The organism is Streptomyces sp. NPDC052910 (assembly GCF_055585605.1).
In genome coordinates, this window is sequence record NZ_JBVJJR010000014.1 from 85,716 (window position 1) to 108,607 (window position 22,892).

General features: G+C 75.6%; 1 protein-coding gene and 1 pseudogene. Both read left to right on the forward strand.

The genetic code is table 11. The annotated features are described in order from the left end of the window. The first annotated feature begins 181 nt into the window (after positions 1 to 181). Entirely contained in the window at positions 182 to 13,129 is a 12,948-nt protein-coding gene (locus ACZ6X9_RS31860; RefSeq protein WP_469781507.1) for an amino acid adenylation domain-containing protein, read from the forward strand. Continuing rightward, a pseudogene (locus ACZ6X9_RS31865) lies at positions 13,126 to 22,800 on the forward strand (non-ribosomal peptide synthetase); the annotation flags it as partial. The gene ACZ6X9_RS31860 and the pseudogene ACZ6X9_RS31865, both read left to right, overlap by 4 nt. Positions 22,801 to 22,892 lie beyond the last annotated feature (92 nt).

Consider the following 22,892-nt stretch of genomic DNA (forward strand, 5'->3'; position numbering starts at 1 on the left):
TCCCCACGGCCGTACACCGGGGTCCCCGCCCGCGGCCGTACACCGGGGCCCGCGCCCGCGGCCGTACGCACCGGGGCCCTCCCTCGCCGGAGGTCGGGCCGGTGGGCCCCGGAACGCCCCTCCCTCCCCTCTCCCCCCTTCTTCCCTCCCCAAGAACGACCCGGAAGGCGCCATGCCAGAGGTGACCAGCGACGCAGGACGGACCCTGGAGCTCACGCGAGCCCAGGAGGGTGTGCTCTCGGCGCAGCGGATCGACCCGGACAACCCCGGCTACAACGTCGGCCAGTACGTCGAACTCCGGGGCCCGCTGGACGCCGACGCCCTGGAGGAAGCCCTCCGCCGTACCCTCGCCGAGGCCGACGGCCTGCACATCCGGCTCGCCGAACGCGACGGGCGCACCGTCCAGGCCCCCGTCCCGTTCGACGCCGCCGCCTGGCACCTGCCCCGCCTCGACACCACCGGCGCCGCCTCCCCGGTCGACGCCGCCGTCGAACTGGTCCGCGCCCAGCTCTCCTGCCCGCCCCGCCTCGACGCCGCCGACGGCGCGCCTCCGGCGTTCACCGGCTCCCTGCTGGTCACCGTCGCCCCCGACCACCACCTGTGGTTCCAGTACTTCCACCACCTGGTCGTCGACGGCTACAGCGTCGCCCTGTTCACCCGCCGGGTCGCCGCCGTCTACACCGCCCTCGTGCACGGCGGGGCCGTCCCCGCCTCGCCCTTCGAGCCGATCGCCCGGCTCGTCGAGGCCGACCGCGCCTACCTCGCCTCCGACCGGCCCGCCGCCGACCGCGCGTACTGGACCGGCCGGCACGCCGGCCGCCCGGCCGCCACCGGCCTCACCGAGCAGACCGCCCAGGCGTCCCCCACCTTCCTGCGGCACCGCGTCGGCCTCGGCGCCGAGCGTTCCGCCGCCGTGCTGACCCTCGCCGAAAGCGTCCGGGCCACCTGGGCGGAGGCCGCCACCGCCGCCGTCGCCGCGTACCTGCACCGGATGACCGGCACCGCCGACGCCGTCCTCGGCATGCACTTCATGGCCCGCAGCGCCCCCGGCACGCTCCGCGTCCCCGGCATGGCCGTCAACGTGCTGCCCGTCCGCCTCTCCGTCGCCGGCACCGACACCTTCCCCGACCTCGTCCGGCGCGCCGCGGGAGAGCTGAAGGGCGCCCGCCGCCACCAGCACTACCGCGGCGAGGACATCCGCCGCGACCTCGGCCTCGTCGGCAGCGAGCAGCGGCTGTACGGGCCGATGCTCAACATCAAGCCCTTCGACCTCGACCTCGACTTCGCGGGCGTCCCCGGGCACACCGTCAACCTCGCCTCCGGCCCGGTCGAGGACCTGTCGGTGTCCGTCACCAAGAGCCCCGACGGCCTCCTGCACCTCGAATTCGACGCCAACCCCGCCCTGTACGACGCCGCCACGCTCGCCGGCCACGCCGAGCGCTGCGCCGACCTCATGGCCCGGCTCGCCGCCGACCCCGCCCTCACCCTCGACCGCGCCGAACTCCTCGCCGACGGCGAGCGCGAGGCGGTCCTGAGCACCTGGAACGCCACCGAGCGGCCCCTCGCCGCCACCACCCTCGTCGAGCGCATCGCCGAACGGACCGCCGCCACCCCCGACGCCACCGCCGTCGTCTTCGAGGACACCTTCCTCAGCTACCGCGAACTCGACGCGCGCGCCGAGGCGCTGGCCCGCCGGCTGGCCGCCGCCGGGGCCGGCCCGGACCGGATCGTCGCCGTCGCCGTACCGCGCTCCGCCGAACTGATGGTCGCCCTGCTCGGCGTCCTGAAGTCCGGTGCCGCGTACCTGCCGCTCGACACCGACTACCCGGCCGACCGGCTCGCCGCCATGGCCGAGGACGCCCGTCCGGTGCGCGTCGTCACCGTCCGCGCGGTCCTCGACCGGCTCCCGGCCACCGTCCGGGAGAACGCCATCCTGCTGGACGACGAGGCCGCGTCCGACGGTGCCGACGCCGTCACGCGCCCCGGCCCCGACGACGCCGCCTACGTCATCTACACCTCAGGCTCCACCGGCCGCCCCAAGGGCGTCGTCGTCACCCACCGCGCCATCGTCAACCGCCTCGCCTGGATGCAGCACGCCTACCGGCTGCGCGCGGACGACCGGGTGCTCCAGAAGACTCCGGCCAGCTTCGACGTCTCCGTCTGGGAGTTCTTCTGGGCCCTGTGCGAGGGCGCCACCGTCGTCCTCGCCCGCCCCGAGGGCCACAAGGACCCCGCCTACCTGGCCCGGCTCATCGCCGAACGGCACGTCACCACCCTGCACTTCGTGCCCTCCATGCTCCGCGCCTTCCTGGAGGAACCGACCGCCGCCCGCTCCTGCGCCGGACTGCGCCGCGCCTTCTGCTCCGGCGAGGCCCTCCCCGGCGACGTCGTCGAGCGCTGGTACGACGCGCTGCCCGACGTCCCACTGCACAACCTCTACGGGCCCACCGAGGCCGCCGTCGACGTCACCCACCACCGCACCCGCCCCGGCGCCGGCACCGTCCCGATCGGCCGGCCCGTGTGGAACACCCGCCTGTACGTGCTGGACGCCGGGCTGCGCCCGGTCCCCGTCGGCGTCCCCGGCGAGCTGTACCTCGCCGGCGTCCAGTTGGCCCGCGGCTACCTCGACCGGCCCGCCCTGACCGCGTCCCGCTTCGTCGCCGACCCGTTCCGGACGGACGGCGCGCGCATGTACCGCACCGGCGACCTCGTCCGGTGGGCCGTCGACGAGCACGGCAACGGCGTCGTCGAATACCTCGGCCGCACCGACGACCAGGTCAAGGTGCGCGGCTTCCGCATCGAACTCGGCGAGATCGAGGCCGCGTTGGAGGCACTGCCGGGCGTCGCCGCAGCCGCCGTCACCGCCCGCGCGGCCACCCCCGGCGGCACCCGCCGTCTCGTCGGCTACGCCGTGCCCGCCGCCGGCCGGGCCCTCGACCTCGAGGAGCTGCGGGCCGGGCTCGCCGCCACGCTCCCCGAACACATGGTCCCGCCGGTCGTCGTCCTCCTCGACACCCTGCCGCTCAGCCTCAACGGCAAACTCGACCGCAAGGCCCTGCCCGACCCGGCGCCCGCCGCCGCGCCCGCCTCCCGTGCCCCGCGCACCGAGGCCGAGCGGGTGCTCGCCGAGGTCGCCGCCGACGTCCTCGGCCTCGACACCGTCGGTGTCGACGACAACTTCTTCTCCCTCGGCGGCGACAGCATCTCCGCCATCCAGCTCGGCAGCCGCGCCCGCCAGGCCGGCTGGGGCATCACGCCCCGGACGGTCTTCGAGCGCAAGACGATCGCCGCCGTCGCGTCCGTCGCCGAGCGCCTGACCCGGCACGACGCCGCGGTCGAGGACCGGCGAGAGGACGCGGTCGGCTCCCTTCCTGCGACACCCATCACGGAGTGGCTGCGCGAACGCGGCGGCCCGGTACGGCGGTTCGCCCAGACGACCGTGGTCACCGTCCCTGCGGGGCTGGACCCGGAGCGGCTCACGGGGGCGCTGCACGAGCTGACGCGGCGTCACGATGCGCTGCGGATGCGGCTGGTGCCGGGCCGCGACGCGGACGACTCGTCGGGCGGCTACGGCGCGGTAGCGGACCGGCGGGACGGCCGCGCGGCACCGGTGCCGCGCGCCGGCACGCGGGCGGCCGGGGCGAAGCCCGGCCACGGCGACCCGGACGCGCCCGTGAGCATCGAGCCCGAGGCCGGTGCCGCCGGCTCCGGTGGCCCGGAGGCGACGGCGGCCGCCGCGCTCAAGGCCGACGTCCCCGGGCCGGTCGGGAACCCGTCGGCTGACGGCGGCGTCGCCCACCCGGCCGCCGGTCAGGGTGGCCTGGACGCGCTCGTGGGTACGGGGCCCGAGGCCGGTGCGTCCGAGCGGATCGTGAGTCCGGCGTCTGCCGGTGCCGCCGGCTCCGGCGACCTGGAGGCGACTCCGGCCGCCGCGTTCGAGGCCGGCACCCCCGGTCGGGAAACGTCCGTGAGCAGCACGCCCGAGGCCGGTGCCGCCACCTGGACCACCGAGATCCTCCCCGTCTCCGCCGCCCCCGGCGTCACCCTCCACCGCGTGGACCTCACCACGGAAGACGACCCCGACGCCGCCGTCGAGCGCGAGCGCGCCGCCGCCGTGGACCGGCTCGACCCCGCCGCCGGTACCGTGCTCGCCGCCACCTGGTGCGACCTCGGGCCCGACGTCCCCGGCCGGCTCGTGCTGGCCGTCCACCACCTCGCCGTGGACGGCGTCTCCTGGCGCGTCCTCCTGCCCGACCTGCGCGCCGCCTACGAAGGCGAGGCGCTCGCGCCCGCGAGCACCCCGCTGCGCCGCTGGGTGCACGGGCTGCACGCCGCAGCCGCCTCCGACGCGGTCCGGGCCCAACTGCCGCTGTGGCGCGAGGTCCTGGCGCCGGGCGCCGGGCCGCTGCTCGGGGAGCGGGCCGTGGACCCGGCCCGTGACACCGCCGCGACCAGCCGCACGCTGCGGCTGACCCTGTCCGCCGACCGGACCGCGCCGCTGCTCGCCGACGTGCCCGCCGCCCGCCGGGCCGGCGTCGACCACGTGCTGCTCACGGGTCTCGCCCTGGCCGTGCTCGGCCGGCGGCGGGAGCGGCAGGGCGCCGCGGCCCGCACGGACCTGCTGCTGCGCCTGGAGGGCCACGGCCGCCAGGACCACCTCGTCCCCGGCGCCGACACCTCCCGTACCGTCGGCTGGCTCACCAGCGAGTACCCGGTCCGTCTGGACCTGGAAGGTGCCGGCCCGTCCGACGCCGGGCGCGCCCTGACCCTCGTCAAGGAGCAGCTCCGGGCGCTGCCCGACGACGGCACCGGATACGGCCTGCTGCGGTACCTCGATCCCGAGGCGCGTACCGAGCTCGCCGCCGCGTCCGCGCCGCAGCTCCTTTTCAACTACCTCGGCCGGTTCACGGCCGGCGACGCCCTCTGGGCGCCGTCCGGCGACGCGTTCGCCGCGGCCTGCGACCCCGAACTGCCCGCCGCGCACGCCCTGGAGATCGGCGCGTTCGTCCACGACCGCGCCGGCGGCCCCGAGCTGACCGCCGTCCTGACCTGGCCGGAGGGCGTCCTCACCGAGGACGCCGTCCGCGACCTCGGCGACCGCTGGTTCCGCGCGCTGGACGCGCTCGCCGCCTGGGCCGCCCGGGCGGGCGAGCCCCGGCCGACGCCCTCCGACGTGCCGCTCGCCGGGCTCGGCCAGGCCGCGCTCGACCGCGTCCTCGACGCCCGGCCCGGCACCGAGGACGTCTGGCCGCTCTCCCCGCTCCAGGACGGCCTCCTCTTCCACGCCCTCTATGAGACCGGCACCGACGGCCTCTACACCTCCCTCACCGGCCTGGAACTCACCGGCCCGCTCGACGAGGACGCGCTCCGCCGCGCCGTCGACGCGGTGACGAACCGTCATCCCGCCCTGCGCGCCGCGTTCGACCACACCGCCGCCGACCGGCCGGTACAGACCGTCGCCGCCCGGGTGACCGTCCCGTGGACCGTCCACGACCTCACCGCCGCTCCGGCCGGCGCCGTGGAGGCCGTCGAGACCGCCGAGGCCACCACCCCCTTCGACCCCACCCGGCCGCCGCTGCTCCGCTGCGCCCTGCTGCGCCTGGGCCCCGAGCGTCACCGCCTGGTGCTGACGCGCCACCACCTCGTCATGGACGGCTGGTCCACCCCCGTCCTGCTGCGCGAGATCATCGCCGCCTACGCGGCCGGCGGCGACGCCTCCGCCCTCCCGCCCGCCGCCTCCTACGGCGACCACCTCGCCTGGCTCGCCCGCCAGGACGCCGCCGCGCACACCGCCGCCTGGCGCACCGCGCTCGACGGCCTGACGGCCCCGACCCTGCTCGCCGACACCCTGGCCGACGGCGACCCGGCGGCCGGCGCCACGGCCGGCGAGGTCGACCTGCCGCTGCCGCCGGAGACCGTCGCCGCCCTCACCGCGCTCGCCCGCGACCACGGCCTGACCCTCAACACCCTCGTCCAGGGTGCCTGGGCGGTGCTGCTGGGCCGGCTCACCGGCCGTACCGACGTCGTCTTCGGCGCCACGGTCTCCGGCCGCCCCGCCGACATCCCCGGCGTCGAGTCCATCGTCGGCCTCTTCAGCAACACCATTCCCGTCCGCTTCACGGTGGACGAGGACGAGACCGTCGCCGCCGCCCTGGGCCGCCTTCAGGACCAGCAGTCGCGACTGCTCGACCACCAGTACGCGGGGCTCGCCGACATCCAGGCACAGGCCGGGCTCGGCACCCTCTTCGACACACTGCTGGTCTTCGAGAACTACCCGGTGGACGCCGACGAGCTGACCGCCCCCGACCCCTCCGGCGGGCCCGGCCGTCTGCGCGTCACCGGCATCGGCAACCGCGGTGCCACCCACTACCCGCTGTCCGTCCTGGTCCTGCCGGGCGACGCCCCGCGCATCACCGTCGAGCACCGGCCCGACACCTTCACCGCCGCGCGCGCCGCCGACCTGGGCGCACGCCTGCTGCGGCTGCTCGACGCCATGGCCGCCTGCCCGGACGCGCCCGTCGGCTCCCTCGACGTCCTCGCCCCGGCCGAGCGCGACACCCTGCTGCGCACCTGGAACGCCACCGAGCGGGACGTCCCGGCCGGCACGGTCGTCGACGTCTTCGACGCGCAAGTGGCCGCCACGCCCGACGCCACCGCGGTCGTCTGCGGCACCGAGCGTCTCACCTACGCCGACCTCGGCGCCCGCGCCGACGCCGTGGCCCGCCGCCTCACCGCCCTCGGGGCGGGCCCCGACACCGTCGTGGCCCTGGCCCTGCCCCGCTCCGCCGACCTCGTCGCCGCCCTGTTCGGCACCCTCAAGGCGGGCGCCGCCTACCTGCCGGTGGACCTCGACCACCCGGCCGACCGCGTCGCGCTGATGCTGGAGGACGCGGCGCCGCACGCCGTCCTGACGGCCCGTCAGGTGGCCGAGCGGCTGCCCCTGGACGGCCGCACGGTCGTCCTCCTGGAGGACGTGCGCGACGACGGCGACCCGGACGCCGTCCCGTGCCGCCCCGGCCCCGACGACCTCGCGTACGTCATCCACACCTCCGGCTCCACCGGCCGCCCCAAGGGCGTCCAGGTGCCGCACCGCGGCCTGGTCAACATGCTCGACCACCACCGCTCCACCGTCTTCGCCCGCGCCGTGGAGGCCGCCGGCGGGCGCCGGCTGCGCGCCGCGCACACCGCCTCGTTCTCGTTCGACTCCTCCTGGGAACAGCTCCTCTGGCTGCTCTGCGGCCACGAACTGCACGTCTACACCGAGGAGGCGCGCCGCGACCCGCAAGCCCTGGCGGCCCGGCTGCGCGCCGACCGCATCGACACCCTCGACGTCACGCCGTCCTTCGGCCGCCAGCTCGTCGAGTGGGGCCTGCTGGACGGCGACGGCGACGGTGACGGTCACCGCCCGGTGCTGTTCCTGCTCGGCGGCGAGGCCGTGGACGACGCCCTGTGGACCCGGATTCGGGACACCGAAGGCGTCATCGGCCACAACTTCTACGGGCCCACCGAGTACACGGTCGACACCCTCGGCGCCGCCCTCGCCGACAGCCCCGCGCCGTCCGTCGGCCGGCCGATCGCCAACACCCGGGTGTACGTGCTCGATTCCCGGCTGCGCCCGGTGCCGGCCGGCGTTCCCGGCGAGCTGTACATCGCCGGTCCCGGCCTGGCCCGCGGCTACGGCAACCGGCCCGGCCTCACCGCGTCCCGCTTCGTCGCCGACCCGTACGGGCCGGCCGGCACCCGCATGTACCGCACCGGCGACGTCGTCCGGTGGCGCGCCGACGGCACCCTCGACTACCTCGGCCGCGACGACGACCAGGTGAAGATCCGCGGTTTCCGCGTCGAGACCGGCGAGGTCGAGGCCGCGCTCGCCGCCCTCCCGGAGGTCGCCCAGGCCGCCGTCCTCGCGCACGGCGCGGCCGGCGGCGTCAAGCGCCTCGTCGGCTACGCCGTTCCCGCGCCCGGCGCCACCGCCGACCCGGCCGGCCTGCGGGCCGCCCTCGCCGAGCGGCTGCCCGAGTACATGGTCCCGTCCGCGATCGTCCTCCTGGACGCGCTGCCCCTGAACGTCAACGGCAAGCTCGACCGGCAGGCGCTGCCCGAGCCCGGCGCCGACGCCTTCGCCGGCACCGCCGGCGGCGGCCGGGCGCCGCGCGACGAGCGCGAGACCCTGCTGTGCGGCGCCTTCGCCGACGTTCTCGGCCTGCCCGCGGTCGGCCCCGACGACGACTTCTTCGCCCTCGGCGGCCACTCCCTGCTCGCCACCCGCCTCGTCGGCCGGATCCGCGCGGCGCTCGGCACCCCCGTCACCATCCGCGACCTGTTCGACGCCCGCACCCCCGCCGCCCTCGCGCGCCGGCCGGACGGCACGGGCACGGACCGCCCCGGCCCCACCGCCGGGACGCGCCCGGCCGACATACCGTTGTCACCCGCGCAGGCCCGCCTCTGGTTCCTCCAGCAGCTTCAGGGCCCGAGCACCGCCTACACCATCCCCTGCTCGCTGCGGATCGAAGGACCGCTCGACGCCGACGCCCTGCGCGCCGCGTTCACCGACGTCGTCGCCCGCCACGAGGCGCTGCGCACCGCCTTCCCGGACACCGACGGACGCCCGTACCAGCGGGTGCTGACGCCGGAGGAGGCCCGGATCCCGTTCGAGGTCCGGCACGTCGCCGCCGAACGGCTGGACGAGGCCGTCGCCGAGGCCGGAGCCCGCGCCTTCGACCTGGCCGCCGCGCCCCCGGTCCACGCCACGCTGCTCTCGGCCGGACCGGAGACGCACGTGCTGTGCGTGGCCCTGCACCACATCGTCGGCGACGAGTGGTCCGAGGGCGTGCTCCTGCGCGACCTCGACGCCGCCTACGCCGCCCGCCGCCGGGGCGCCGCGCCCGCCTGGCAGCCGCTCCCGCTGCAGTTCGCCGACCACGCCCTGTGGCAGCGCGACCTGCCCGCCGACGAGCGCCTGACCGCCTACTGGACCGAGCGGCTCGCCGGTCTCCCCGACGAGCTGACGCTGCCCACCGACCGCCCCCGCCCGGCCGAGCCGAGCGGCCGCGGCGGCGCCGTCCGGCTGCGGCTGCCCGACGCCCTGCACCGGGCGCTGCGCACGTACGCCCACCGCGCCGGCGTCACCCCGTTCATGGTCACCCAGGCCGCCGCCGCCCTGCTGCTGGGCACCCTCGCCGGCAGCGACGACGTGGCCCTGGGCACCCCGGTCGCGGGCCGCGCGGACGAGGCCGTCGAGAACGTCGTCGGATTCTTCGTCAACACCCTCGTCCTGCGGCACGACCTGACGGCCCCTCAGGGTGCCGCGCTGACCTTCGACCGGCTCGTCGAGCGGGCCCGGGAGACCGTGCTGGGCGCGCTCGCCCACCAGGACCTGCCTTTCGACCGGCTGGTGGAGATCGTCAGCCCCGAGCGGTCGCTGGGCCGGCACCCGCTGTTCCAGGTGATGGTCCAGCACCGCAAGGAGGCCGCCGGCCTGGACGCCCTCTTCGGCGCCCGCACCGCGCTGCTCCCGGACCCGCTGCACGCGGCCCGTTTCGACCTCGCGTTCACCTTCGTGGAGTCCGCCGACGGCGCGCACACCGACCTCACCGTCATCCACGCCGCCGACCTCTACGACCACGGCACCGCCGAACTGCTCGCCGAGCGGCTGCTGCACGTCCTGGAGCAGACCCTCGCCGCTCCCGGCCGGCCCCTGGACCGGGTCGAGGTGACCAGCCCGCGCGAGCGCCGGGCGCTGGCGGGGGAGTGGAACGCCACCGGCCACCCGGTGCGCACGGGCACCCTCGTCACCCGGTTCGCCGAGCGGCTGGCCGTGACGCCCGACGCGACGGCCGTCGTGTACGAGGACTGTGACCTGACCTACCGTCAACTCGACGAGTGGGCAGGGAAGCTGGCCGGCAGGCTGGCCGCCCTCGGTGCCGGACCCGACCGGATCGTGGCCGTCGCCGTCCCGCGCTCGGCCGAGCTGATGGCCGCCCTGCTGGGCGTCCTGAAGGCCGGCGCCGCCTACCTGCCCCTGGACCTCGACCACCCGGCCGAGCGCCTCACGGACATGGTGGCCGACGCCGGGCCCGCGGCCGTGGTGACCGTCGGCACCGCCCGCGACCGGCTGCCGCGCCTCGACGGGACGCCCGTCGTCCTCGCCGACGAACCCGGTGAACCCGACGAGTCCGACGAGGCCGGTCCGGCTGCCGCCGTCCCGGTGGAGGCCGCGCCGCACCACGCCGCGTACGTCATCTACACCTCCGGCTCCACCGGCCGCCCCAAGGGCGTCGTGGTGACGCACGAGGCGATCGTCAACCGCCTGGACTGGATGCGCGAGACGTACGGCATCCGGCCCGCGGACCGGATCCTGCAGAAGACCCCGGCGAGCTTTGACGTCTCCGTCTGGGAGTTCTTCCTGCCGCTGGTCAGCGGCGCGGCCGTGGTCCTCGCCCGGCCCGGCGGCCACCGCGAACCGGACTACCTCGCCCGGCTCGTCGCCGACACCTCCGTCACCACCGCTCACTTCGTCCCCTCCATGCTCGCCGCCTTCACCCTGGCCGCCGAGCAGGACGATACGATCCGCACCGGTTTCAGCGGCGTCCGCCGCGTCTTCTGCTCCGGCGAGGCGCTGCCCGCCGCAGCCGTCGACCGCTTCGCCGCGCTCTGGCCGCACACCGAGCTGCACAACCTGTACGGGCCGACCGAGGCCGCCGTCGACGTCACCCACCACCGGGCCGAGCCCGGCGCCGGCGTCGTCCCCATCGGCCGCCCGGTGTGGAACACCCGCCTGCACGTCCTCGACGCGGCGCTGCGCCCGGCTCCGGCGGGCGTTCCCGGCGAGCTGTACCTCGCCGGTGTCCAGTTGGCCCGTGGCTACCTGAACCGCCCCGGGCTCACCGCGTCCCGTTTCGTCGCCGACCCGTACGGGCCGGCCGGCAGCCGCATGTACCGCACCGGCGACCTCGTCCGCCGCCGCGCCGACGGCTCCGTCGAGTACCTCGGCCGCACCGACGACCAGGTCAAAATCCGGGGGTTCCGCATCGAACTCGGCGAAGTCGAGGCCGCGTTGACCGCGCTGCCCGCCGTCGCCCAGGCCGCCGTCGTCGCCCGGCCGCTCGCCCCCGGCGGCGCCCCGCGGCTCGTCGGCTACGCCGTCCCGGCCGCCGGCGCCACACCCGACCCGGAGGACCTGCGCGCCGCCCTCGCCACGCGGCTCCCCGAGCACATGGTGCCCGCCGTCGTCGGCCTGCTGGACGCGCTGCCGCTGAGCGTCAACGGCAAGCTCGACCGCAAGGCCCTGCCCGAGCCCGGCCGCGCCCCCCGCCCGGCGGCCGTCGCGCCCGCCCGTGCCGAGCGCACTCCGGCCGCCGTCATGGCCGCGGTCTTCGCCGAAATCCTGGGCCTGCCCGAAGTCGGCGAGGACGAGAACTTCTTCGCCCTGGGCGGTGACAGCATCGTCTCCGTCCAGCTCGTCGGCGCCGCCCGCAAGGCCGGCTTCGCCGTCGCCGCGAAGGACGTCTTCCAGCACCCGACTCCGGCCGCCCTCGCCGCCGCGGGCGGCACGGCGGCCGTCGCCGAGCCCGTCACGGCGGCCGTCGCCGAGGACGGCGAGCTGCCCCTGCTGCCCGTCGTCCACTGGCTGCGCGAACGCGGCGGACCGATCGACCGGTTCAACCAGTCGGTGCTGCTCACCGTCCCCGCCGGGCTGCGCCCCGGTCCCCTGCGCGAGGCCCTCGCCGACCTCGCCCGCAACCACCCGGCCCTGCGCCTGCGCCTGGACCGCACGGACGGCCTGTGGACGCAGGAGATCCTGCCCGCCGACGCGGCCCCCGCCGTCACGGACCCGGCCACCCTGCGGCAGACCGGCATCACCGGCCTCGACGCGGAAGCCCTGCGGGACCTGCTCGTCAAGGAGGCCGACGCCGCCGCCGCCGCGCTCGACCCCGCCACCGGCACCGTCCTGCGCGCCGTCCACTGCGACGCCGGGCCCGACGCCGAGGGCCGGCTCCTGCTGACCGTCCACCACCTGTCCGTGGACGGCGTCTCCTGGCGCGTCCTGCTCCCCGAGCTGGCCGAGGCGTACGCCGCCCGCGCCGCAGGCCGTACCCCCGCCCTCGAACCCGAGGCGACCGGACCGCGCGCCTGGACGGCCCGGTTGCTGGAGCACGCCCACACCCGGGCCCGCACCGCCGAGGCCGTTCACTGGCGCACCGCGCTCGCCGGACCCCAGGCGCCGCTGACCCGTACCCCCGCCGACCCGCGCCGCGACACCACCGCCACCCTGCGGACGCTGCGCCGGACCCTGCCCGCCGACCGCACCGCGCCCCTGCTGACCGCCGTGCCGCAGGCGTTCTCCGCCGGCGTGGACGACGTCCTGCTGGCCGCCCTCGCCCTCGCCGCCGCCGACTGGCGCCGGGCCGCGAACCCGGCCCTGCCCGCCGCGTACACCGGCGCCCTCCAGGTCGACCTGGAGGGCCACGGCCGGGGCGGCAGCGACACGGCCGGGCTCACCCCCGACCTGTCGCGGACCGTCGGCTGGTTCACCACCGTCCACCCCGTCCGCCTGGACGTCTCCACCCTCGACGTCGCCGCCGCCCTGACCGGCGGCCCGGCGGCCGGCGACGCCCTCAAGCAGGTGAAGGAACAGCTCCGGGCGGCCCCCGACCGCGGCCTCGGCCACGGCCTGCTGCGCCACCTCAACGCCCAGACCGCGCCCCTGCTCGCCGCGCTCCCCGCCTCCCAGCTCCTCTTCAACTACCGGGGGCGCACCGACCACCAGGGCGGACCGCGCGACGGCCGCTGGCCCTTCGCCCCCGACGCGGAACGCGCGGCCGTCGCCGAGGGCGCCGCACCCGACCCGGCCATGCCGGCGGGCTACCCGCTGGAGCTCGACGCCGTCGTCACCACCGGCCCCGACGGCCGGCCGGAACTGGCCGTCGAATGGAGCTGGCCCCGGGCCCTGTTCACCGACGACCAGGTCACCGGCCTCGCCGACCGCTTCTTCACCGCGCTGGACGCCCTCGCCCGGCACACCGCCGACCCGCACGCCGGCGGCATCACCCCGTCCGACGTCCGCCTGGTCAGCCTCGACCAGAAGCGCATCGACCGCCTCGAAGCCCGCCTGCGCAGGCGCCGATGACCGACCACCGGCAGCACCCCGCCCCCGCCCCCTCCTCTTCCTGGACCGAGAACCCCACCATGAACGACGCCACCGCACCGACCCAGGCCGACTCCGCAGCGGGGTCCGCGCTGGAGGACGTCTACCCGCTGTCCTCCCTCCAGGAGGGCCTCCTCTTCCACGCCGTCTACGACGAGGACGCCCGCGACGTCTACGTCGTCCAGTCCCACCTCGACCTCGAAGGCCCGCTGTCCACCGCCGACGTGACGGCCGCCGCCGACGCCCTGCTGCGCCGCCACGCCAACCTGCGCGCCGGCTTCTGGTACGACGACGGCGAGGAGCCCGTCCAGTTCGTCCCGCGCCACGTCGACACCCCCGTGCGCGAACGCGACCTCACCTCCCTCGCCGCCGACCCGGCGGCCCGCGAGGAAGCGGTCCGCGCGGCCATGGCCGAGGACTGGAACCACCGCTTCGACCTCGCCGAGCCGCCCCTGCTGCGGCTCACCCTGCTGCGCCTGGCCGAGGACCGCGCCCGCCTCGTCCTCACCTGCCACCACCTGCTGCTGGACGGTTGGTCCATGCCGATCCTGATACGGGAGCTGCTCACCCTCGTCGGCTCGCGCGGCGACCTCGCCGTCCTGCCGCCCGTCCGCCCCTACCGCGACCACCTCGAACTGCTCGCCGCGCGCGACACCGAGGCCGCGCGCCGGGCCTGGGCCGCCGCCCTCGACGGGTTCACCGAACCGCACCCGGTGGCCCCCGGCGCCGCCCTCGGCGCGGCCCGGGAACCCGGCACCGTCGAGACCGAGGCGGGACCCGAACTGACCGCCGCCGTCACCGCCGTGGCCCGCGCCCGCGGCCTGACCCTCGGCAACGTCGCCCACACCCTCTGGGGCGTCCTCGTCGGCTCCCTCACCGGCTCCGCCGACGTCGTCAGCGGCACCACCGTGTCCGGCCGCCCGGCCGACCTGCCCGGCGCCGACACCATGGTCGGCCTGTTCATCAACACCCTGCCGGTCCGCGTCCGGCTCGCCCCCGACGCCACCCTCGCGAGCACCGCCGCCGCCGTCCAGGCCGACCAGGCCGCCCTCCTCGACCACCAGCACCTCGGCCTCGGCGGCATCCAGCGCCTCACCGCCGTGGACGGGCCGCTGTTCGACACCCTGCTCGTCGTCGAGAACTACAGCGGCAGCGACGACGTCTCCGACACCCTCGGCGCGGCCGCCGCCGCGAGCGGCCTGCGCGTCACCGGACTCGGCGCCCGCGACGCCACCCACTACCCGCTGACGATGTCCGTCCTGCCCGGCACCACCCTGCGACTCGAACTCGGCTACCGCACCGACGTGTTCGACGCCGCCGCGGCCCGCCGCGTCACCGACCGCTTCCTGCGCCTGTTCACCCTCTTCGCCGAGCGGCCCGACACCCCGCTGGCCCGCCTCGACACCCTGCTGCCCGGCGAGGGGGAGGAGCTCACGGCCGCCGCCGACGGCGGCGACCACCCCGTCCCGGTCGGCACCGTCACCGACCTGTTCACCGCGCAGGCCGCCCGCACCCCCGACGCCACCGCCCTCACCGGCCCGGCCCTCGGCGGCGGCACCGAACACCTCACCTTCGCCGCCCTCGACGCGCGCTCCGACCGGCTCGCCCGGCTGCTCCGCGACCGGGGCCTCGGCGCCGAGCGCGTCGCCGCCCTCGCCCTGCCCCGCACCACCGCGTCCGTCACCGCGATCCTCGCCGTCCTCAAGGCCGGCGGCGCCTACCTGCCGATGGACCTCGACCACCCCGACGAGCGCCTCGCCCTCCTCCTGGACGACGCCCGGCCCGCACTCCTGGTCGCCACCCGCGAGGTCGCCGCCCGGCTCCCCGACGTCCCCGGCACGACCGTCGTCCTCCTCGACGACCCGGACGTCCGCACGGCCCTCGACGCGCTGCCCGCGGGCCCGCTCACCGACGCCGAACGCGGCGGACCCATCGCCCCCGGCCACCCCGCGTACCTCATCCACACCTCCGGTTCCACCGGCCGCCCCAAGGGGGTCGTCATCGAGCACCGCGGTCTCACCGCGCTCGCCCACGACCACCTCGACACCGTCTTCGCCGACGCCGTGCGGGCCGGCGGCCGCGACCGGCTGCGCGCCCTGCACACCGCCTCGTTCTCCTTCGACTCCTCCTGGGAACAGCTCATCTGGCTGATCGGCGGCCACGAGCTCCACGTACTCGGCGAGCACGAGCGCCGCGACGCCGAGGCCGTCGTCGCGTACGCCCGGGAACAGCGCGTCGACACGCTCGACGTCACCCCCACCTATGCCCGGCAGCTCCTCGACAGCGGACTCCTGGACCCCGACGCCCCACACCGCCCGGCCGTCCTGCTGCTCGGCGGCGAGGCCGTGCCCGAGGCCCTGTGGGCGCGGCTGCACCGCGCGCCCGGACTCACCTGCGTCAACTACTACGGGCCCACCGAGTTCACCGTCGACGCCCTCGTCGCCGACCTCGCCGACAGCCCCACCCCCACCGTCGGCCGCCCGCTGCGCAACACCCGCGCCCACGTCCTCGACGGCATGCTCCGCCCGGTCCCGGCCGGCGTTCCCGGCGAGCTGTACCTCGCCGGCGTCCAGTTGGCCCGTGGCTACCTGAACCGTCCCGGGCTCACCGCGTCCCGTTTCGTCGCCGACCCGTACGGGCCGGCCGGCAGCCGCATGTACCGCACCGGCGACCTCGTCCGCCGCCGACCGGACGGCGGCCTGGACTTCCTCGGCCGCACCGACGACCAGGTGAAGATCCGGGGCTACCGCATCGAACCCGGCGAGATCGAGGCCGTCCTCGCGGGCCACCCGGCCGTCGGCCACGCCGCCGTCCTGGTCCGCACCACGGCGTCCGGCGTCAAACGCGTCGTCGCCTACGTCGTCCCCGCCCCCGGCGCCACCCCGGACCCCGCGGACCTGCGGGCCGCCTGCGCGGCACGGCTGCCCGAGTACATGGTCCCCTCCGCCTTCGCCGTCCTCGACGCGCTGCCCCTCAACGTCAACGGCAAGATCGACCGGACCGCGCTCCCGTCCGACGACGCCCTCGACTACGCCCGGGACGCCGACGACCGCGAACCGGCCGACGAGACCGAGGCCCTGCTCTGCCGCATCCTCGCCGACGTCCTCGACCTGCCCCGGGCCGGCGTCCACGACGACTTCTTCCGCCTCGGCGGCGACAGCATCACCTCCGTCCGCCTCGTCGGCGCCGCCCGCGCCGAGGGTCTCGCCCTCAGCCCCCGCGACGTCTTCGAGGCCCGCACCCCCGCCGGACTCGCCGAACGCGCCCGCGCGGAGACGGCCGCGGACCAGCCGTTCACCGCGCCCGAGCTGCCCCGGCCCGGCGACGAGGCCCGCGCCGCCGTGCCCGGCGACGCCGAGATCTGGCCGCTCTCCCCGCTCCAGCGCGGCCTCCTCTTCGAGGCCCTCTACGACGAGGACGCCCTCGACGTCTACACCTCCCGCGACGTCGTCACCCTCCGCCGGCCCGTCCCCCTCGACGCGCTGCGCACCGCCGTCACCGCCGTCCTCGACCGCCACCCCAATCTGCGCGCCGGCTTCCTGCACGACGGCCTCGACGAACCCGTCCAGTTCGTCCCGGACGTCGTGGACGTGCCCGTCACCGAGGCCGACCTGCGCGGCCTGGCCCCGGAGGCCGCCGCGGCCGAACTCGCCCGACTGCGGGACGCCGAGGCCCGCACCCGCTTCGACCTGACGAACCCGCCGCTGCTGCGCCTGGTCTCGGTGCTCACCCCCGACGGCCGCCAGCACCTCCTCGTCACCAACCACACGCTGCTCTGGGACGGCTGGTCGACCGGACTGTTCCTCCAGGAACTCCTGGCCCACTGCCACGCCCTCGTCACCACCGGTACCCTCGCCACCCCCGAAGGAGAACAGCCGCTTCCGTACCGGGACTTCCTCGCCTGGCTGCACGCCCAGGACACCGCCGTCGGCGAAGAGGCATGGCGCACCGCGCTGGCCGGTGTCGAGGAACCGACACTCGTCGCCCCGCACGCCCGCGAGCGCGCCTCGCTCCTCCCCGAAGAGCACACCACCGAGCTCACCGCCGAACTGAGCGCCCGCGTCACCGGCTGGGCCCAGGCCCACGGCCTGACCCTCAACACCCTGCTCTCCGGCATCTGGGGCCTGCTGCTCGCCGGCATCACCGGCCGCCAGGACGTGGTCTTCGGAACGACCGTCTCCGGCCGCCCCGCCGACCTGCCGGGCATCGAGCGGACCGTCGGCATGTTCCTCAACACCGTCCCCGTCCGCGTCCGTCTCGACCGCGACGAGACGGCGTCCGCCTTCCTCACCCGCCTCCAGCGGGAACAAGCGGCCCTCCTGCCCCACCACCAGCTCAGCCTGGGCGCCATCCAGCGCACCACCGGCCTCGGCCGCCTCTTCGACACCCTCCAGGTGCTCCGCAACACCCCCGTCGACCAGGACGAGCGCGACCGCGTCGGCGAGGCCCTGGGCGTCGACGGCGTCACGGACGTCGACGCCACGCACTTCCCGCTCATCTTCACCGCCAACCCCGGCGAGCGGCTGACCTTCGACTGGAAGTTCCGCCCCGACGCCTTCGACCTCGCCACCGTCGAGGAGCACGCCGGCCGGCTCGTCGCCCTGCTCGACCGCATCACCGCGAGGCCCGACGTCCCCGTGCGCGCGCTGGACGTGCTCACCGAGCGGGAGCGCGGCCTGATCCTGGGGGAGTGGGCCGCGACGCACCGGGACCTGCCGGACGCCTCGGTGGCCGACCTGCTGGCCGAGCGCGCCGCCGCCGTCCCGGACACGGTCGCCCTCGTCGCCGGGGACCGTGTCTGGACCTACGCCGAACTCGACGCCAGGGTCAACCGCCTCGCCCGGCTGTTCCTCGCCCGGGGCGCCGGCCCCGACCGCGTGGTGGCCCTCGGGCTGCCCCGCTCGCTGGAGATGGTGGCCGCGCTGTTCGCGGTCCTGCGGACCGGGGCGGCCTACCTGCCGCTGGAACTCGACTACCCGGTGGACCGGCTCGCCTACATGGTCGCCGAGACCCGCCCGGTCGTGCTGGTCACGGACACCACCGTCCGTGAGCGGATGCCGGAGGTGCACGGCGTCCCGGTGGTCGAGCTGGACGACCCGGCCGTGGTCCGCGAACTCGCCGCGCTGTCGGGTGAGTTCGTGGACGCGGATGTCGATCTCGATGCGGCGGCGTATGTCATTTTCACGTCGGGGTCGACGGGTCGTCCGAAGGGTGTGGTGACGCCGTACCGTGGTTTGACGAATATGCAGCTCAATCATCGTGAGGCGATTTTCGAGCCGGTGGTTGCGGCTGCGGGTGGGCGGCGGTTGCGGATCGCTCATACGGTGTCGTTCTCCTTCGACATGTCGTGGGAGGAGTTGCTGTGGCTGGTGGAGGGGCATGAGGTGCATGTCCTGGACGAGTCGCTGCGGCGTGACGCGGAAGGGCTGGCCGCCTACTGCGCCGAGCACGAGGTCGACGTCATCAACGTGACGCCCTCGTACGCCCAAGCACTCGTCGAGTGCGGCCTGTTGGACGACGTGCGGCACCGGCCCGTCCTCGTCCTCCTCGGCGGCGAGGCCGTGCCCGAGTCCTTGTGGACGCGCCTGCGCGAGACGCCCGGCGTGATGGGCTACAACCTCTACGGTCCGACCGAGTACACGATCAACACCCTCGGCGGGGGCACCCTCGACAGTGACACCGCCACTGTCGGCCGTCCGATCTGGAACACCCGCGCCCACGTCCTCGACGCCTGGCTGCGGCCCGTGCCGGTCGGCGTCCCCGGGGAGCTGTACGTGTCGGGTGTCGGCCTGGCGCGCGGGTACCTGGACCGTCCGGGGCTGACGGCGGGCCGTTTCGTGGCGGATCCGTTCGGGGAGCCGGGTGCGCGGATGTACCGCACGGGTGACGTGGTGCGGTGGCGTCAGGACGGGCTGCTGGACTTTCTCGGCCGGGTCGACGACCAGGTGAAGATCCGGGGTTACCGGGTCGAGCCCGGCGAGATCGAGGACGCCCTGGCCGGGCACGCCTCCGTCGCCCAGGCCGCCGTCGTCGTCCGCGAGGACACCCCCGGCGTCAAGCGCCTGGCCGCCTACCTGGTCGCGGCGGACCGGCGGGGCGTCGACACCGCCGACGTCCGCCGGACGCTCGCCGCGTCGCTGCCGGAGTACATGGTCCCGTCGGCGTTCGTCGTCCTCGACGCCCTGCCGCTGACCGTCAACGGCAAGCTCGACCGCAAGGCCCTCCCCGCCCCGGACCTCGGAGGCGCCGGCCGCGCCCCGCGGAACGAGCGCGAGGAACGGCTCTGCGCCCTCTTCGGCGAGGTGCTGGGCGTCCGGGCCGTCGGCCCCGACGACCACTTCCTCGACCTCGGCGGGCACTCCCTGCTGGCCACCCGCCTGGTCAGCCGGATCCGGAGCGAACTCGGCGCCGACCTGGCCGTCCGCGACCTCTTCGAGGCCCCGACCCCGGCCGCGCTCGCCGAGCGCACCACCCCGGGCGCCGACCGCCGTCCCGCCCTGACGCGCCGCGACCGCCCGGCCGAACTGCCGCTCTCACACGCCCAGCGGCGCATGTGGTACCTCCGGAACCTCGACGATTCCGGCGCCACGTACAACGTCCCGCTCGTCGTCCGCGTGACCGGCGCGCTGGACGAGGACGCGCTGCGGCACGCCGTGGCCGACGTGACCCGGCGCCACGAGAGCCTCCGCACGGTCGTCGAAGAGCACGAGGGCCGGCCCGTCCAGCGGATCCTGGACGCGCCCGACCCCGCCGACGCGCTGCACACCGCCGCGACGACGGAGGAGACCCTGTCCGCGGACGTCGAGGCGGCCGTCCGCCACGCCTTCGACCTCGCGTGCGAACTGCCGCTGCGGGTCACGGTGCTGGAGGTGGCGCCCGAGGACCACGTCCTCGTCCTCCTCTTCCACCACATCGCCGGTGACGAGTGGTCGATGCTGCCGTTCATCGACGACCTCACCGCCGCCTACACCGCCCGCGCGGCGGGCACGGCACCGGCCTGGGAGCCACTGCCCGTGCAGTACGCCGACTACACGCTCTGGCAGCGCGAGCTGCTCGGCGACCCCGCCGACGAGCGGAGCACGCACCACCGTCAGACGGCCTACTGGCGGCAGGCCCTGGACGGCCTGCCCGACGAGCTCGCCCTGCCCCGCGACCGGGCGCGCGGCCGCGACACCGGCCACCGCGGCGACACCGTGCGCGCCCAGGTCCCGCCGGCCGTCTACCGCGGCCTCCGGGACGCCGCGACGGCCACCGGCACCACGACGTTCATGGTGCTCCAGGCCGCCGTCGCCACCCTCCTGCACCGGCTGGGCGCCGGGGACGACATCCCCCTCGGCGCCCCCGTCGCGGGCCGCTCGGACGCGGCACTCGACGGGCTCGTCGGCTTCTTCGTCAACACCCTGGTGCTGCGCAACGACCTGTCCGGCGACCCGACGTTCACCGAACTGCTCGGCCGCGTCCGGGAGAACGACCTGGCCGCCTTCGCCCACCAGGACCTGCCCTTCGACAGCCTGGTCGAGGCGCTCAACCCGCCGCGCGTGGCCGGCCGGCACCCGCTGTTCCAGGTGATGCTCGGGTACCAGAACAACGACGGCCGTGGCGGGCGGCTCCTGGGCCTGGAAAGCCGCATCCTCCCCTTCGAACTCGGCGCCGCCAAGTTCGAACTCGACTTCAACTTCGAGGAGACGCCCTCCGACGAAGAGATCGACATCGCCTTCGAGTACGCGGTCGACCTCTACGACCGCACCACCGCCGAGGCCCTCGTCGAACGCCTCCTCTCCCTCCTCGCCCAGATCGCCGAGGACCCGGACCGCCGCGTCGGCACCCTGGACGTGCTGACCGGCCGGGAGCGGGATCTGGTCCTGGGGGAGTGGGCCGCGACCGACCGGGAACTGCCGGAGAAGTCGGTGGCGGAACTGCTGGCCGAGCGCGCGGCCACGGTTCCTGACGCGGTGGCGCTCGTCGCCGGCGAACGGGTCCGGACGTTCGCCGAACTGGACGCCGAGGTCGACCGCCTGGCACGGCTGCTGCTGGCGCGGGGCGCCGGCCCCGAGCGGGTGGTGGCCCTCGGGCTGCCCCGCTCGCTGGAGATGGTCGCCGCGCTGTTCGCGGTCCTGCGGACCGGGGCGGCCTACCTGCCGCTGGAACTCGACTACCCGGTGGACCGGCTCGCCTACATGGTCGCCGAGACCCGCCCGGTCGTCCTGCTGACCGACTCGACCGCCCGCGACCGGATGCCGGACGTGCGTGACGTGCCGGTCGTCGAGCTCGACGATCCGCTTGTCACCGAGGAGTTGGCCGGTTACCCGTCCGGCCCGGTGGATGCGGATGTGGATCTCGACGCGGCGGCGTATGTCATTTTCACGTCGGGTTCGACGGGTCGGCCGAAGGGTGTGGTGACGCCGTACCGTGGTTTGACGAATATGCAGCTCAATCATCGTGAGGCGATTTTCGAGCCGGTGGTTGCGGCTGCGGGTGGGCGGCGGTTGCGGATCGCTCATACGGTGTCGTTCTCCTTCGACATGTCGTGGGAGGAGTTGCTGTGGCTGGTGGAGGGGCATGAGGTGCATGTCCTGGACGAGTCGCTGCGGCGTGACGCGGAGGGGCTGGCGGCCTACTGCGCCGAGCACGAGGTCGACGTCATCAACGTCACCCCGTCCTACGCTCAGGCCCTCGTCGAGTGCGGCCTGCTGGAAGAGGACCGGCACCGGCCGGCGCTGGTCCTGCTGGGCGGTGAGGCCGTGCCCGAGTCGCTGTGGACGCGGTTGCGCGAGACGCCCGGTGTGATGGGCTACAACCTGTACGGTCCGACGGAGTACACGATCAACACCCTCGGCGGGGGCACCCTCGACAGTGACACGGCGACCGTCGGGCGGCCGATCTGGAACACCCGCGCCCACGTTCTCGACGCCCACCTGCGGCCCGTGCCGGTCGGCGTCCCCGGAGAGCTCTACGTCTCCGGTGTCGGTCTCGCCCGGGGATACCTGGACCGGCCCGGCCTCACCGCCGGCCGTTTCGTGGCGGATCCGTTCGGGGAGCCGGGTGCGCGGATGTACCGCACGGGTGACGTGGTGCGGTGGCGTCAGGACGGGCTGCTGGACTTCCTCGGCCGGGTCGACGACCAGGTGAAGATCCGGGGATACCGCGTCGAGCCCGGCGAGATCGAGGACGCGCTGACCGCCGACGACACGGTGGCGCAGGCCGCCGTGGTGGTCCGCGAGGACGTCCCGGGCGTCAAGCGCCTGGCCGCCTACCTCGTCCCCGCCACCGCCGGCGACGTGGACACGGCGCGTCTCCGCCGGGCGCTGGCCGCCCGGTTGCCGGAGTACATGGTCCCGTCGGCGTTCGTCGTCCTCGACGCGCTGCCGCTGACCGTCAACGGCAAGCTCGACCGCAAGGCCCTCCCCGCGCCCACCGCCGCCGACACCGCCGTGGGCGGCACCGGCCGGGCCCCGCGCGACGCGGTGGAGAAGACGCTGTGTAACGTCTTCGCCGAGGTGCTCGGACTGCCCGACGTCGGCGTCGACGACGGCTTCTTCGACCTCGGCGGCCACTCGCTGCTGCTGATGTCCCTGCTGCACGGCGTCCGCGACGCGTTCGGCACCCGGCTGACCGTCGCCGACCTGCTGGCCCGGCCCACCGTCGCCGAGCTCGCGGCCTTCCTCACCGCCCGGTCCGGCGAGGAGGCCCCCGAAAGCGCGGCGGCCCCTTCCTGAGCCCCACAAGATCATCGACAATCCACGAC